The organism is Pseudomonas protegens, from assembly GCF_013407925.2.
Classification (GTDB): Bacteria; Pseudomonadota; Gammaproteobacteria; order Pseudomonadales; family Pseudomonadaceae; genus Aquipseudomonas; species Aquipseudomonas fluorescens_AP.
This window is the reverse complement of record NZ_CP060201.1, coordinates 5,010,890-5,026,399: the sequence shown is the minus strand read 5'-3', so window position 1 is coordinate 5,026,399 and position 15,510 is coordinate 5,010,890. Positions and strand designations below refer to the sequence as shown.

The 15,510-nt window shown below is 60.8% G+C and carries 12 protein-coding genes, 3 tRNA genes and 1 riboswitch; of the genes, 1 reads left to right on the top strand and 14 read right to left on the bottom strand.

Annotated features, from left to right (window positions below; translation table 11 throughout):
• Positions 1-68: 68 nt before the first annotated feature.
• From mgtE to ltaE, 8 genes are all read right to left on the bottom strand, one after another.
• Positions 69-1,511: a magnesium transporter gene (mgtE, locus tag GGI48_RS23430; protein ID WP_016968183.1), complete on the bottom strand. Its 1,443-nt coding sequence runs from the start codon at positions 1,509-1,511 to the stop codon at positions 69-71.
• A 409-nt stretch (positions 1,512-1,920) separates the two neighbouring features.
• Positions 1,921-1,997 (bottom strand) — tRNA-Arg (locus GGI48_RS23425).
• A gap of 72 nt (positions 1,998-2,069) precedes the next feature.
• Positions 2,070-2,146: transfer RNA gene (locus GGI48_RS23420), tRNA-Arg, on the bottom strand.
• A 107-nt stretch (positions 2,147-2,253) separates the two neighbouring features.
• A tRNA-Ser gene (locus GGI48_RS23415) sits at positions 2,254-2,344 on the bottom strand.
• A gap of 62 nt (positions 2,345-2,406) precedes the next feature.
• The gene (gene csrA, locus GGI48_RS23410; protein WP_002554426.1) at positions 2,407-2,595 is read right to left on the bottom strand and encodes a carbon storage regulator CsrA; all 189 of its coding nucleotides are present in this window, start codon (positions 2,593-2,595) and stop codon (positions 2,407-2,409) included.
• 188 nt (positions 2,596-2,783) lie between these two features.
• On the bottom strand, positions 2,784-4,025 hold the full coding sequence (locus tag GGI48_RS23405) for an aspartate kinase (RefSeq protein WP_016968182.1): 1,242 nt from the start codon (positions 4,023-4,025) through the stop codon (positions 2,784-2,786).
• A gap of 97 nt (positions 4,026-4,122) precedes the next feature.
• Positions 4,123-6,747 carry an alanine--tRNA ligase gene (gene alaS / locus GGI48_RS23400; RefSeq protein ID WP_047305664.1) on the bottom strand — a complete coding sequence of 875 codons (2,625 nt, stop codon included), beginning with the start codon at positions 6,745-6,747 and terminating at the stop codon, positions 4,123-4,125.
• Positions 6,748-6,893: 146 nt separating this feature from the next.
• Complete coding sequence (gene ltaE / locus GGI48_RS23395; RefSeq protein WP_179600249.1) at positions 6,894-7,898, bottom strand: low-specificity L-threonine aldolase; 1,005 nt, start codon at positions 7,896-7,898, stop codon at positions 6,894-6,896.
• 222 nt (positions 7,899-8,120) lie between these two features.
• Positions 8,121-8,291: riboswitch (FMN riboswitch) on the top strand.
• A gap of 120 nt (positions 8,292-8,411) precedes the next feature.
• Here ltaE and GGI48_RS23390 point away from each other — a divergent pair.
• Positions 8,412-8,921 carry a 6,7-dimethyl-8-ribityllumazine synthase gene (locus tag GGI48_RS23390; protein WP_016968180.1) on the top strand — a complete coding sequence of 170 codons (510 nt, stop codon included), beginning with the start codon at positions 8,412-8,414 and terminating at the stop codon, positions 8,919-8,921.
• Between the two features lie 57 nt (positions 8,922-8,978).
• On the opposite strand, the gene astE is transcribed toward GGI48_RS23390, so the two are convergent.
• From astE to aruF, 6 genes are all read right to left on the bottom strand, one after another.
• Positions 8,979-9,989 (bottom strand): succinylglutamate desuccinylase, encoded by a 1,011-nt coding sequence (gene astE, locus GGI48_RS23385; protein WP_179600247.1) that lies wholly within the window; start codon positions 9,987-9,989, stop codon positions 8,979-8,981.
• A 13-nt stretch (positions 9,990-10,002) separates the two neighbouring features.
• Positions 10,003-10,290, bottom strand: a complete 288-nt coding sequence (locus GGI48_RS23380; protein WP_016968178.1) for a hypothetical protein — start codon at positions 10,288-10,290, stop codon at positions 10,003-10,005.
• 61 nt (positions 10,291-10,351) lie between these two features.
• Complete coding sequence (gene astB, locus GGI48_RS23375) at positions 10,352-11,698, bottom strand: N-succinylarginine dihydrolase (RefSeq protein WP_016968177.1); 1,347 nt, start codon at positions 11,696-11,698, stop codon at positions 10,352-10,354.
• Between the two features lie 136 nt (positions 11,699-11,834).
• Positions 11,835-13,304 (bottom strand): succinylglutamate-semialdehyde dehydrogenase, encoded by a 1,470-nt coding sequence (gene astD / locus GGI48_RS23370; RefSeq protein WP_179602097.1) that lies wholly within the window; start codon positions 13,302-13,304, stop codon positions 11,835-11,837.
• On the bottom strand, positions 13,301-14,326 hold the full coding sequence (astA, locus tag GGI48_RS23365; protein WP_016968175.1) for an arginine N-succinyltransferase: 1,026 nt from the start codon (positions 14,324-14,326) through the stop codon (positions 13,301-13,303). The genes astD and astA overlap by 4 nt, the downstream gene beginning before the upstream one ends.
• Positions 14,327-14,411: 85 nt before the next feature.
• Positions 14,412-15,431, bottom strand: a complete 1,020-nt coding sequence (aruF, locus tag GGI48_RS23360; protein ID WP_016968174.1) for an arginine/ornithine succinyltransferase subunit alpha — start codon at positions 15,429-15,431, stop codon at positions 14,412-14,414.
• Positions 15,432-15,510: the final 79 nt, after the last annotated feature.

Below are 15,510 nucleotides of genomic sequence, written 5' to 3'. Positions count from 1 at the left end.
TTGCCTGCAATAAAAACAACGAAGCGCCATAAAGGCGCTTCGCGGGTTACCTATGCATAAAGGAAGAGTCAAAGCAGGAAGATCGTCGCCAGGCCGAGGAAGATAAAGAAACCGCCACTGTCGGTCATGGCAGTAATCATTACGCTGGCACCCATTGCCGGATCACGCCCCAGACGCGCCAGAGTCATGGGAATCAAAACCCCCATCAAGGCCGCCAATAACAGGTTCAGAGTCATCGCGGCAGTCATCACCACTCCCAACGACCAACTCCCGTAGAGCATGTAGGCAACAACACCGATCACCCCTCCCCAGACCAGGCCATTGATCAGGGCCACTGCCAGCTCCTTACGCATCAGGCGCGAAGTATTACCAGTGCTCACCTGATCCAAGGCCATGGCCCGAACGATCATGGTGATAGTCTGATTACCCGAGTTGCCGCCAATACCGGCAACAATCGGCATCAAGGCCGCCAGGGCTACCAATTTCTCGATGGAGCCTTCAAACAGGCCAATCACGCGCGACGCGACGAACGCCGTGATCAGATTGATGGCCAGCCAGGCCCAACGGTTGCGCAAGGACTTCCAGACCGAGGCGAAGATATCTTCCTCCTCGCGCAAACCCGCCATATTGAGGACTTCGGTTTCACTTTCCTCACGAATCAGGTCGACCATTTCGTCGATGGTCAAGCGACCGATCAACTTGTCATTCTTGTCGACCACAGGAGCCGAAATCAGGTCATAGCGCTCAAATGCCTGAGCCGCGTCATAGGCATCCTCATCAGGATGAAAGCTCACCGGATCGCTGGCCATCACTTCCGAGACTTGCTTATCCGGATCATTGACCAACAGCCGCTTGATCGGCAGCACACCCTTGAGCACGCCGTCATAATCCACCACGAACAGCTTGTCGGTATGACTTGGCAGCTCCTTGAGCCGACGCAAGTAACGCAGCACCACCTCAAGACTGACATCCTCGCGGATCGTCACCATCTCGAAGTCCATCAACGCACCGACCTGCTCCTCGTCATAGGACAGCGCAGAGCGAACACGCTCACGCTGCTGGCCATCGAGAGTCTCCATCAGCTCATGGACAACGTCTCGCGGCAGCTCGGGAGCCAGGTCAGCGAGTTCGTCAGCGTCCATCTCCTTGGCGGCGGCCAGGAGCTCGTGATCATCCATGTCGGCGATCAGGGTTTCACGAACGGAATCGGATACTTCAAGAAGAATGTCGCCATCGCGCTCGGCCTTGACCAATTGCCAGACGGTCAGGCGCTCTTCCAGCGGTAAGGCTTCAAGGATGTAGGCAACGTCGGCAGAGTGCAGATCATCAAGCTTGCGCTGCAACTCGACGAGATTTTGCCGGTGGACCAGGTTCTCGACCCGATCGTGGTGGTGACCTTCCTGACGATGTGTCAGGTCTTCGACCACCCGCTGGCGCTGCAGCAGCTCAACGACTTGAGCGAGGCGGTCTTGCAGGCTTTCCTGCGTTTTCTTTACTTCTACTTCGGTCATAGGCGAACTCCACTCCCAGCAGAGGAGCACGCCGGAAGGATCAATCAGTCAGTTCATGATTGTGAAAACGGGATACTGAATAACTACTGGGTAAGTCCATGGAGGTATTCCACAAGCCCCGGCGGGGCTGACGGGCGCAATGATACACCCCTTGGCAGCTTTAAACGTTAAAAAATCGTGGCAAGAACAAGCGCTTGCGACACAAACCTAAGCAGCGCCCGAGTCTATGAAACTGCGACGCCCCCGCAGAAAAAGAAAACACATGCCAAAAGAAAAAAGCTGGAGGCAGCACGCCATTTGACTGCCAGCAAACTAAGCCGTTCCAGCCACAGACCATAAGAAGAGAGATAGATGGATAAATCGCAGAAAGCAAAAAGCCCGCATCTTTCGATGCGGGCTTTCTGTTGTATGGTGCACTCGACAGGATTCGAACCTGTGACCGCTCGGTTCGTAGCCGAGTACTCTATCCAGCTGAGCTACGAGTGCATTTTGTGTTTTTAGACCAGACCACAACTGGTTGAAGCCAAGTTAACTACATCGCTGCAACTAACTCTTAAATGGTGCACTCGACAGGATTCGAACCTGTGACCGCTCGGTTCGTAGCCGAGTACTCTATCCAGCTGAGCTACGAGTGCATTTGTTGCCGCGCATTATAGGCCGTTAAATCTTTTTGTCAAGCACTTTTTCTAGTAATTTCAACAACTTACAGAAGAAGCCAGATTACAACGTACTAAGCAAATAATGGCGGAGAACGGGGGATTCGAACCCCCGACACCCTTTTGAGGTGTACTCCCTTAGCAGGGGAGCGCCTTCGGCCACTCGGCCAGCTCTCCGCAACACGGGGCGTATATTAACCAGCTTTCTCCCCGTTTGCAAACAAAAAAAACGATAAAAATTAATGGCTTGGTTCTTCGTCCTTCTCTTTCTTGATCCGCAGGTAAATTTCCTCACGATGAACCGCCACTTCTTTGGGGGCGTTGACACCAATACGCACTTGATTACCTTTGACGCCGAGCACGGTCACAGTGATCTCGCCATCACCAATGATCAGGCTTTCTGCGCACCGACGAGTCAGAATCAGCATACCTATCTCCTCACGCATTACATTTTCAGGGACTACAGTCTGCAAAAAAAAGGGTGTCGGCCTACAACCAGGGCGGCTGCAGTCCTACACGCCTAAGTATTGACTAGCACGGGCAAAAGAACAGCTTTCTCCCGCGCCGATCAAAAACACAAAGGGCGCGGTCAGACCGCGCCCCTTTCAAACACGCATTACTCGCCCTGTCGGGCCGGAGCGTCGAGCTCGAACGCAGTGTGCAGCGCACGTACCGCCAACTCCAGGTACTTCTCTTCAATCACCACCGACACCTTGATTTCAGAAGTGGAGATCATCTGGATGTTGATGCTTTCCTTCGCCAGGGCTTCAAACATACGGCTGGCTACGCCCGCATGGGAGCGCATGCCGACACCAACGATCGAAACCTTGGCAATGTCGGTATCACCGACCACTTCACGGGCACCGATTTCACGTGCGGTGTTTTCCAGCACGGTCTGGGCAGCCAGGTAGTCATTGCGGTGCACGGTGAAGGTGAAGTCGGTGGTGTTATCGTGCGAAACGTTCTGCACGATCATGTCGACTTCAATATTCGACGCGCTGATCGGGCCGAGAATCTTGAAGGCCACGCCAGGATTGTCTGGCACGCCACGGATAGTCAGCTTGGCTTCATCGCGGTTAAAAGCGATGCCGGAAATGATCGGCTGTTCCATGGATTCCTCTTCATCAATAGTAATGAGGGTGCCCGGACCCTCCTGAAAGCTGTGCAACACGCGCAGCGGAACGTTGTACTTGCCAGCAAACTCGACCGCGCGGATCTGCAGCACCTTGGAACCGAGGCTGGCCATTTCCAGCATCTCTTCGAAGGTGATCTTGTCCAGGCGCTGAGCCTTGGGTACCACACGCGGATCGGTGGTGTAGACACCGTCCACATCGGTGTAGATCTGGCACTCGTCAGCCTTCAGGGCCGCGGCCAGCGCCACCCCGGTGGTATCGGAACCGCCACGCCCCAACGTGGTGATGTTGCCGTGCTCGTCTACGCCCTGGAAACCGGCAACCACGACCACACGACCAGCCTTCAGATCGCTGCGAATCTTCTGATCATCGATCTGCAGGATTCGCGCTTTATTGTGAGCACTGTCGGTGAGGATGCGCACCTGATTCCCGGTGTAAGACACCGCAGGAATACCGCGCTTGATCAACGCCATGGCCAGCAAAGCGATGGTCACTTGCTCACCGGTGGACACGATCACATCCAGCTCACGGGGAACCGGTATGGCTTCGCCGCTGATCTGCTTGGCCAGATCGATCAGGCGGTTGGTTTCGCCACTCATCGCCGACAGCACAATCACCAGGTCATCGCCGGCTTCGCGGAACTTCTTAACCTTGTCGGCGACCTGCTCGATCCGCTCCACAGAGCCGACCGAAGTGCCTCCAAATTTCTGTACGATCAAAGCCATTTTCTAAGCCGCCTCAGCCCGTAAAGGGGCGCCCGTTAAACAATCAAACTGCACAGCGCAAGGACCCGCCACTAGACGACGGGCCCGGCTCGGCGCCTTAAATGCCCTGCTCGACAAATGGCACGGTCAGGGCCAGCGCGGCATCCAGCGCAGCAGCATCAACACCACCGCCCTGGGCCATGTCTGGACGACCACCGCCCTTACCGCCCACTGCCGCAGCGGCTTGCTTCATCAAATCACCGGCTTTGAGTTGGCCAGTCAGGTCCTTGGTTACACCGGCAACCAGTACGACCTTTTCCTCATGGACACTGCCGAGCAGGATCACTGCGCGGCCGAGTTTGTTTTTCAACTGATCCACCAGCGCCAGCAGCGCCTTGCCGTCCTGGCCGTCGAGGCGCGCAGCCAGCACCTTCACGCCCTTGACGTCTGCCGCCTGAGCGGACAGATCGTCACCGGCAGCGCTGGCAGCCTTGGCCTGCAACTGCTCGAGCTGCTTCTCCAGCAGACGATTGCGCTCCAGCACCGCCGACAGCTTGTCGATCAGATTGTCGCGGCTGCCCTTGACCAGGGTCGCCGCTTCCTTGAGTTGTTCTTCCGCAGCATTCAGATACGCCAGGGCCGCAGCACCGGTAACGGCTTCAATACGCCGCACGCCCGACGCCACGCCGCCTTCGCTGGTGATCTTCAGCAAGCCGATGTCGCCGGTACGATTGGCGTGGATACCACCGCACAGCTCCACCGAAAAATCGCCGCCCATGCTCAGCACGCGCACGCTGTCGCCGTACTTCTCGCCGAACAGCGCCATGGCGCCTTTCTTCTTGGCGGTGTCGATGTCGGTTTCTTCGGTTTCCACCGCCGTATTCTTGCGAATCTCGGCGTTGACGATGTCTTCAAGGGCCTTGATCTGCTCAGGCTTGATCGCCTCAAAGTGGCTGAAGTCGAAACGCAGACGCTGACTGTCCACCAGCGAGCCCTTCTGCTGGACGTGCTCGCCCAGCACCTGGCGCAGGGCGGCGTGCAGCAAGTGGGTGGCCGAGTGGTTCAGCGAGGTGGCGTGACGCACGTCGGCGTCGACCTGGGTTTCAACCGGAGCGCCTACGATCAGGCTGCCCTTGGCCAGCACGCCGTGATGCAGGAACGCGCCGCCGGTCTTGGTGGTGTCGCGCACATCAAACCGTGCGCCGCCGGCCTGCAGGTAACCGCAGTCGCCGATCTGACCGCCGGACTCAGCGTAGAACGGGGTCCGGTCGAGGACCACAACGCCTTCTTCGCCTTCATTGAGGATGTCTACCGACTGCCCTTCCTTATAGAGGGCAACCACTTTGGCCGAACCGCTGGTGGCCTGGTAGCCGGTGAATTCAGTGGCCACATCAACCTTGACCAGGCTGTTGTAGTCCATGCCGAAGGAGCTGGCAGAGCGGGCACGCACACGCTGGGCTTCCATCTCGCGTTCGAAACCTTCCTCATCGAGGGTCAGGTTGCGCTCACGGGCGATGTCGCCGGTCAGGTCCATCGGGAAACCATAGGTGTCGTAGAGCTTGAACACCACGTCGCCCGGGACCACCGAGCCTTCCAGCGCAGCCAGATCCTGCTCGAGGATCTTCAGGCCCTGCTCCAGGGTCTTGGCGAACTGTTCTTCTTCGGCCTTGAGCACGCGCTCGATATGCGCCTGCTGGGATTTAAGCTCAGGGAAGGCTTCACCCATCTCGGCAACCAGGGCGGCAACGATCTGATAGAAGAAGCTGCCCTTGGCCCCCAGCTTGTTGCCGTGGCGGCAAGCGCGGCGAATGATCCGACGCAGCACATAACCGCGGCCTTCATTGGACGGCAGCACACCGTCGGCAATCAGGAAGCCGCAGGAACGGATATGGTCGGCCACCACTTTCAGCGACGCCTGGGCATCGTTGGTGCAGCCAATGGCCTTGGCCGCGGCATCCAGCAGGCTCTGGAACAGATCGATTTCATAGTTCGAGTGCACGTGCTGCAGCACCGCACTGATCCGCTCCAGGCCCATGCCGGTGTCCACCGACGGTGCTGGCAGCGGATGCAGCACGCCATCGGCGGTGCGGTTGAACTGCATGAACACGTTGTTCCAGATTTCGATGTAGCGGTCACCGTCTTCTTCCGGCGAGCCGGGTGGGCCGCCCCAGATGTCGGCGCCGTGATCGTAGAAAATCTCGGTGCAAGGACCGCAAGGGCCGGTATCGCCCATGGTCCAGAAGTTGTCCGAAGCGTAAGGCGCGCCTTTGTTGTCTCCGATGCGCACCATGCGCTCGGCCGGCACCCCGACCTCTTTGGTCCAGATGTCGTAGGCCTCGTCATCGCTGGCGTAAACCGTGACCCAGAGCTTCTCTTTCGGCAGGTTCAGCCACTTGTCGGACGTCAGGAAGGTCCAGGCGAAGGTGATGGCATCGCGCTTGAAGTAGTCACCGAAGCTGAAGTTGCCCAGCATTTCGAAGAAGGTGTGGTGACGAGCGGTGTAACCGACGTTTTCCAGGTCGTTGTGCTTGCCACCGGCGCGGACGCACTTCTGGCTGCTGACAGCGCGGGTATAGGCGCGCTTTTCCTGGCCCAGGAAGCAGTCCTTGAACTGGTTCATCCCCGCGTTGGTGAACAGCAGGGTAGGGTCGTTGCCTGGGATCAAAGAGCTGGAGGCTACACGGGTGTGGCCTTGCTCTTCGAAGAAGCGAAGGAAGGCTTCACGGATTTCTGCGCTTTTCATTAGGTTCTTCCACGGAGACTGCGGCCAAAGGCCTGTGCGCAACGTCAACAGACGAAACGACGGCAAAGGGCCGCATTATATCGGCGTTAATCACTTGGTACAGCGTGTTTGTACGATACAAACAGTCAATTGGACGGAGAACACTGTCAGTTACGGGAAAACTCGGCAAAAGTGCTCACCACCTGCTCGATTTGCCCGGCATCGACATCCAGATGAGTCACCAGACGCAAGCGTGGCGCCGCGCTGAGCTTGATCCCCCGCTCGGCGGCGAACGCCTTGAGGGCTTCGGCCCTGTCCCCCATCTGCACGTACACCATATTGGTCTGCACCGGCTCGACACTGAAGCCCGCCTGGCTGAGCCCCTGTGCCAGCAACTGCGCATTGGCATGGTCATCCGCCAGGCGCTGCACCTGATGCTCCAGGGCATACAGCCCCGCCGCCGCCAGCCCACCGGCCTGGCGCATGCCACCGCCGAGCATCTTGCGCAGGCGCCGCGCCTTGCCGATCAGTTCTCGGGAGCCGCACAACACCGAGCCCACTGGCGCGCCGAGCCCCTTGGACAAGCACACCGATACCGAATCGAAGTGTTGGGTAATCATCCGGGCATCCACCCCCAGCTTCACCGCTGCGTTATACAGCCGCGCGCCATCCAGGTGCAGGGCCAGACCCCGCTCACGGGTGAAAGCTCGGGCCTGGGCCAGGTAGGCCAGGGGCAGCACTTTGCCCTGCATGGTGTTTTCCAAGGCCAGCAGGCGCGTGCGGGCAAAATGAAAGTCATCCGGCTTGATCGCCGCCGCCACCTGCTCCAGATCGAGGGAGCCATCGGCCTGCAGCTCCAGCGGCTGGGGCTGGATCGAGCCCAACACCGCGGCGCCGCCGCCTTCATATTTATAGGTGTGGGCCTGCTGGCCGACGATGTACTCCTCGCCCCGCTCGCAGTGGGCCATCAAGGCCAGCAGATTGCTCATGGTGCCGGAAGGCACGAACAGGGCCGCGGCAAACCCCAGACGCCGGGCCAGTTCGGCCTCCAACTGATTGACCGTCGGGTCTTCGCCGTAGACGTCGTCTCCGGTACGGGCGCGCGCCATGGCATCGAGCATGCCCGGGGTCGGCTGGGTCACGGTGTCACTACGAAGATCGATCACGCTCATCACATCAGGCTCCGGCTACAGGGGGACACCAGGGTCCACGCTGGGACAGGGGGAATTCCCTTTCGAAGCGAATTACTGCGGCCCCGTGGACGATTAATCAAGCAGCAACTGTAGAAAATCTCGAATCGTAGCGAGAAAAATCCGATGAACATTATCCAAAAGGCGCGATGCTTCCCCGTCAGATCTGTGTTAAAAACTCACCGCCCGGGAAAACACTCGGGCAATCGTTCTCAGGGCGGGGTGCAATTCCCCACCGGCGGTAATTGCGCGCAATGCGCATAGCCCGCGAGCGCTTGATGACACCCGTGGCGGTTCCACAGGTGCCGACAAGGTCAGCAGACCCGGTGTGATCCCGGGGCCGACGGTCATAGTCCGGATGAAGAGAGAACGGGATTGGCGCCAAAGGGCCGTTGCCGGGCAGACGTGGACTATCCACGCGGGCTCTGCGCGTACCCTTAAATCCCATTCGATTCATATACGCCCTGTTTTTCATACAAACAGGAGTCAGAACAGATGCAACCCACCGCAATCGATAGCAAAGGCAAACACCACCCCAACGAGCGCGTCGCCTTTATCCAGGCTTGCTGGCACAAGGAAATCGTCGATCAGAGCCGTCAGGGCTTTGTCGCCGAGATGCTCGCTCAGGGCTACCAGGAATCCGATATCGACTTCTTCGAAGTCGGTGGCGCCTTCGAAATTCCGCTGCACGCCAAGCTGCTGGCCAAGACCGGTCGCTACAGCGGCATCGTGGCGGCAGGCCTGGTGGTGGACGGCGGCATCTACCGCCATGAATTCGTCGCCCAGTCGGTGATCAGCGGCCTGATGCAAGTGCAACTGGAAACCGAAGTGCCGGTGTTCTCGGTCGTGCTGACCCCGCATCACTTCCATGCCGGTGAAGAGCATCAGAAGTTCTTCTTCGAGCACTTCGTGCACAAGGGTCAGGAAGCGGCGAAGACCTGCGCCGACACCCTGCACAAGCTGCGTGCCCTGCGCCGAAATGAGCAGCGTGCGGTTGCGGTTTAAGCGTTAAGCGCATTGCCAGCAAGCCGGCTCCCGCGGGGCCCGGCTTGCCGGCGAACCTCAGGCCAGGCCGTCGGCCGTGGTCGGCACGATCAGAATCCCCGCGCGCAGGCCGTTCTTCACCTTGGGATTGGGAAAAATGATCCGTGCCCCCTCCTCCTCGATCACCCAACGGGTCTGGGCGATGTCCTCGGCCAGCAGGTAACCCACTTCCAGCTCGGAAAAGTTCTCCACGTCCGCCGGCAGGTGCAGGTGGAAGCTGTCGCTGTGCTTGATGACTTCCCGCGCCACGCTGAACAGCTGCAAGCCATCGAGGCTGTCCTGCTCTTGCCCGGGCTCGCTGCCGTCGATGATCTGCTTGAGACGGGTTTCCAGGCGCTCGACATTGACCCCCTGGTTCTGCCCGAACGGCCGTGCCTTGCCCAGCTCCAGGGTGAAGGATTCAGCCCCCAGCTGATCGTAGGTGTAGGCGCTGAAGACAATGGAAGGCTTGTTCTGCAGCAGCACCGCCTCCATGCCCGCCGCCCGCAGGCGCGCCAGTTCACGGCGCGAATGCTGGCGCCCGTCTTTCCACGGATACAGGGCGAACTGTTCGATCTTCGAGCCGCGGATCGCGGTGTGCAGGTCGTAGTGCAAGCGCTGGCGATCCGGCAGGCTGAAGAAACTCGCCGCCAGACGCTCCAGCTCACAGGCACGCAGGGCTTCGACCCCACTGCTCGATTCATGCCGACCATTGAACAGCCGGTTGACGTCCTGCTCGACAAAACGCTCGCCGCGACGCATGGCCTCGGGGTTGCCGAACAGGAACAGAATGCGTGCGCGAGGCTTCAGGTCGCCCCGGGCAATGTCATGCAACAGACGGTCGAGCAGCTCGATGGGAGCCGTCTCGTTGCCATGGATACCAGCTGACAGCAGCAGGTCCAGACCGTTATCGCGAGCGTCGGGCGGCCGCACTTCCAGCGCGCCCTCGCTCAGCCAGCGCATGCGCACGCCGTCGACAGTCAGTTGAGTCTTCTCCGCCGGTTCACGGCCGGCGAGGGTCAGTTCAAGCAGTTTGCCGAGGGCAAGCATAGTGCGGACTTCCTTAGTGAGCGTGGCCGCAGTCAGGACCGTGCACGTGATCATCGTCACCGGCGTCGGCCGGCTCCATTTCCAGTTGCAGGCTGACCAGGTTGGTCGCCAATGGACGCAGCAGCAGGCTGGCGTATTCGTCATCACCCTCCTCCACGTCCACGCCGATCAGCAGTTGGCCGCGGCCGTCCTGCTGAATCCACACTTCCTTGCCCTGCCACAGCACCGCGAAACGGGTGCAGGAGGTTTGCAGTTGGGTGCCGTCGCTGTCTTCAAGGATCAGCTGCAGGGTATCGCTCATGGGGGTCGTTCTCATCTGGGGTGAAGCGGCACGCCCGGTCGAATGCGCCGGGCGCGGGCTTTCAATTGATCTGGAAGGGATAAACCGCGCCCAGTTTAAGGATTTGCGTCAGTTCATCCAGTGCCGTCCGGCACTCAAGCAGCAGCTGCGGGTCCGCCAGATCGCTTTCGCACAGGCGGTCGCGGTAGTGCTTGCCGACCCATTGGGTCAGGGTGTCGTACAACGGCGCGGTCATGATAACCCCAGGATTGACCGCCGCCAGCTCAGTTTCATTCAGCGCCACCCGCAAGCGCAGACAAGCCGGGCCGCCGCCGTTCTGCATGCTCTGCTTGAGATCGAAAACCTTCACTTCGCGGATCAGCCCGCCGGAGCTGGTGAGGCTTTGCAGGTACTGCCAGACACGCTCGTTGCCGCGGCACTCTTCCGGCACGATCAGCAGCATCGAACCATCGGCGCGGGACAGCAGCTGGCTGTTGAACAGGTAGGAGCGCACGGCGTCTTCCACCGTCACCTGCGAGCGCGGCACGCAGATCGACTGGAAGTTGCCGCCGCGTTTACCCAGCTTGCCCTGCAGTTCGGCGAGCATCTTCTCGGTCTCGAGGAAGGCGTCCTCGTGATAGAACAGCACCTCACCATTGCCCACCGCGATCACGTCGTTGTGGAACACGCCCTGATCGATCACCGCTGGATTCTGCTGGGCATAGACCACGCCCTCCTCGCTCAGGCCATGCAGACGCGCCACGGCTTGGGAGGCTTCCAGGGTCTGGCGCGCCGGGTATTTCTGCGGCGCCGGGTAACGGGTATCGAATGCGCTGCGACCGAAGACGAAGAACTCGACCCCGGCCTCGCCATAGTCACGGCAGAAGCGGGTGTGGTTGGCCGCGCCTTCATCGCCGAACTGCGCCACCGCCGGCAAGGCGGCGTGATGAGCAAAGTGCTTGTGGTCGGCGAACATCGCGCCCAGCACGCGGCTGGTGGTCGGGTGCTCGATGCTGCGGTGGTATTTGCAGTTCAAGTTGGCGGCGGTGAAATGCACGCGGCCATCGGCGGTGTCGGCACTCGGACTGACGGTCGCGGCGTTGGCCACCCACATGCTCGATGCCGAGCAACTGGCGACCAGCAAGGGCATGGCCTGCTGGGCGGCTTGCTGGATGACCTGGGCATCAGTCCCGGCAAACCCCAGGTTGCGCAGGGCTGCCACGTCGGGGCGCTCTTGCGGGGCGAGCACGCCTTGCTGAAAGCCCATTTCCATCAGCGCTTTCATTTTCGCCAGGCCTTGCAGCGCCGCTTCCTTGGGGTTGGAGCCCTGCTGGCTGTTGCTCTGGGAGGCCACGTTGCCGTAGGACAGGCCGCCATAGTTATGGGTCGGCCCCACTAGACCGTCAAAATTGACTTCATAGGATTTCATCAGCGAGGCTCCACGAATCTGTTTGTTATAGGCAATCGATATCTACACAGGGCGAACGCGGTACGCTCGTCCGTCGGCCAGCCGACTCCTATCCAAATCTGTAGGAGCCGGCTGGCCGGCGAAAAGGCCCCGCAAATCAGGACAAGCGCACACCCGGCGTCAACGCGCTCGGCAGCACCAGGCTCGGGGTTTCCAGGGACGCCACCGGGTACGCGCAATAATCCGCCGCGTAATAGGCGCTGGCCCGGTGGTTGCCCGAAGCCCCCACGCCACCAAACGGCGCGCTGCTGGCAGCGCCGGTCAACTGCTTGTTCCAGTTGACGATGCCCGCCCGGCTTTCCAGCCAGAACTGCTGGTAACGCTCGGCGGAATCCGACAACAGACCGGCAGCCAGGCCGTACTGAGTGTTGTTGGCCTCGGCGATCGCCGCATCGAAATCAGCGTAGCGGATCACTTGCAGCAACGGCCCGAACAGCTCTTCATCGGGACGCTCAGCCACCGCCGTGACGTCCAGAATCCCTGGGGTCAGCAAGGCGGCCTGAGCCTGGGGCTGAGTCATTTCCAGCAAGGCCACGGCGCCATTGGCCAACAGTTGCTGCTGTGCATCCATCAGCGCGCGAGCGGCGCCCAGGGAAATCACCGAGCCCATGAACGGCGCGGGCTGCTGGTCATAAGCACCGACATCGATGCTCGCGCTGACCGCCACCAGGCGCGCCAGCAACGCATCACCCCAGGCGCCTTGTGGCACCAGCAGGCGGCGGGCACAGGTGCAGCGCTGGCCGGCCGAAATGAAGGCCGACTGGATGATGGTGTACACCGCCGCATCCAGATCAGCGACCTGATCCACCACCAGCGGGTTGTTGCCGCCCATTTCCAGGGCCAGGATCTTGTCCGGACGCCCGGCGAACTGCTGGTGCAGATGATTGCCGGTGCGGCTGGAGCCGGTGAAGAACAACCCGTCGATCCCTGGATTGGCGGCCAGGGCGATGCCGGTTTCCCGGGCACCTTGCAGCAGGTTCAACACACCCGCCGGCAAGCCGGCTTCGATCCAGCACTGGACCGTCAACTCGGCGACTTTCGGCGTCAGCTCGCTGGGCTTGAACAGCACGCTGTTACCGGCCAGCAATGCAGGAACGATGTGCCCGTTGGGCAAGTGCCCAGGGAAGTTGTAAGGGCCGAACACCGCCACCACGCCGTGGGGCTTGTGGCGCAGCACAGCGGTGGCGTCGCCCAAGGGGCCGCTCTTCTCGCCGGTACGCTCGCGGTAGCTCTGCACCGAGATGGCGATCTTGTTGACCATGCTGGTGACTTCGGTGGCAGCTTCCCACAGCGGTTTGCCGGTTTCCTCACCGATGCAGCGGGCCAATTCGTCGGCCCGCGCCTTGAGGCTGGCGGCAAAGGCTTCGAGCACGCCGACGCGCTCTTCCAGGGAACGCTTGGCCCAGGCCGGAAACGCCTGGCGGGCGGCCTGCACGGCGCTCTCCACTTGCGCGGCCGTGGCGCCATTACCGGACCAGATGACCGCCTGCGTCACCGGATTGACCGAGGTGAAGGCTTCGCCCTGGCCAGCCAGCCATTGGCCTGCGATGTACAGCGTGCTCATTATTTCGACTCCCGAGAAGCAGACAGCGGAACCGCGCGGACCTGGTCGCCGGCGTTGAGTTGCAGGCGCTTGGCGGTCAGGGGATCGACCACCAGGGTGCCCGCGGCAAAGCGTGCGGGCGCCGCGGTGATGCGGCAGTCCTCGCGCTTGCGGTTGTGGATCAGGAACGGCGTGGCGTCGTCGCCCGGGGTGCCGATGGCCAGCACCAGCGCCTGGCTGTCACGTACCGCGCGGATCTTGCTGGTTTCGCACTCCACCGCCGGACCGGCATCGAAGATGTCGACGTAACCCTGATAGCTGAAACCTTCGCTCTTGAGCATGGCCAGGGCCGGCTCGGTGTCGGTGTGGACCTTGCCGATCACGTTGCGCGCATCCTCGGACAAAAAGCAGGTGTACAGCGGGAACTTGGGCATCAGCTCGGCGATGAAGGCCTTGTTGCCAACCCCGGTCAGGTAGTCGGCCTGGCTGAACTCCATCTTGAAGAAGTGCCGGCCCAGGCTTTCCCAGAACGGCGAGCGGCCATTCTCATCGGACATGCCGCGCATCTCGGCAATGATCTTGTTGCCGAACAGCTGCGGGAATTCGGCGATGAACAGCATCCGCGCCTTGGCCAGCATGCGGCCGTTGAGGCCGGTGCGGTAATCGGCGTGGAGGAACAGCGAGCACAGCTCGGAGTTGCCGGTCAGGTCGTTGGCCAGGAACAGCGTGGGGATCTCGCGGTAGATGTTCAGCTCCTGGGAGGCACTGACCGTCAGGCCGACCCGGAAGTTGTACCAGGGCTCACGCAAGCCGACCGCGCCGGCGATGGCGGAAATGCCCACCACCCGACCATTGTCGTCTTCCAGCACGAACAGGTAGTCCGCATCGCCACGTTCGGCTTCGCCGCGAAAGGTCTTTTCCGCCCAGCCAACCCTGTGGGTCAGGCGTTCTTCGTTGGCCGGCAAGGTGGTGAGGCCGGTGCCAGTGCTGCGGGCCAGGTCGATCAGCGCGGGTAAATCGCTGCTGCGTACGGGACGAACGATCATGCTATCTCCTCAGACGCAGGCCGCTGATGGCCTGCGCGAAACTCGCTGCTTTCCAGGCATGCTTTCCAGGTCGTGGAAGCAGGCTTTAAACCGCCACCAGACGCACGCTGGCACCTTCGCCGACGCCCAGGGCCTCGGCGGCTTGCAGATCCAGGGTCACCGGTTTGCCCGGTGCGTAATCCAGCTCCAGCAGCACCGCGCGGTAATCCTGCAACTGGCCGTTGGACACCAGGTACTGACGACCACCGCCCTTGAGCGCCTCGCCGATCTTCACCGGCACCACGCGGCTCTGGGCAATGGAGCGAATCCCCGAAACCCGTGCATGCAAGGTCGGACCACCGTCGAAGATGTCGATGTAGTGATCGGTTTCAAAACCTTCGCGCATCAGGATGTCAAAGGTGATCTGCGCCCGCGGGTGCACCTGGCCCATGGCTTCCTGGGCGGCGTCCGGCAGCAGCGGCACGTAGATCGGGTAATGCGGCATCAGTTCGGCGAGAAAGGTCCGGCTCTTCAGGCCGCACAGGCGCTCGGCCTCGGCGTAGTTGAGGTCGAAGAAGTTGCGCCCGATGGCGTCCCAGAACGGCGAATCACCGTGCTCGTCGCTGTAACCGACGATCTCGGTCACCACCGAATCGGCGAAACGCTCCGGGTGGCTGGCAACGAACAGCAGGCGGCCGCGGGAGTTGAGTTCCGACCAGGGCGAGCCCACCAGCTCCGGCACCACATAGAAACTGGTCAACAGGCTGTTGCCGGTCAGGTCGTGGCACTGGGACAGGACATGAATCTTGTTGTGGATCTTCAGCTCGCGGGACGCGTGAACGAAGGTTTCATTGCGAAAGCTGTAGAACGGCTCGGAATATCCGGCGGACGCGACGATGGCCGAACAGCCCACCAGCTTGCCGTTGTCGGTGTCTTCGAGGACGAAGAAATAGCTTTCCTCACCGTTGAAGCTCACTTCGGCGGCAAACGAAGCCTCGCTCGCGGCGATCTTGTCGCGCAGGCGATCCACATCATCCGGCAAGGAGGTGACACCAATCGGGCTGTCTGCAGCCAGACGCTGTACCTCGCCCAGATCAGCCATTTGCGCGGGGCGCATCACCAGCATGGTGTCACTCCTTACTCTAAAACAGGTCGGAAACCGTCCGACTCAGGGAAAAAAATGCCGGGACAGCCCGGCACAGGAA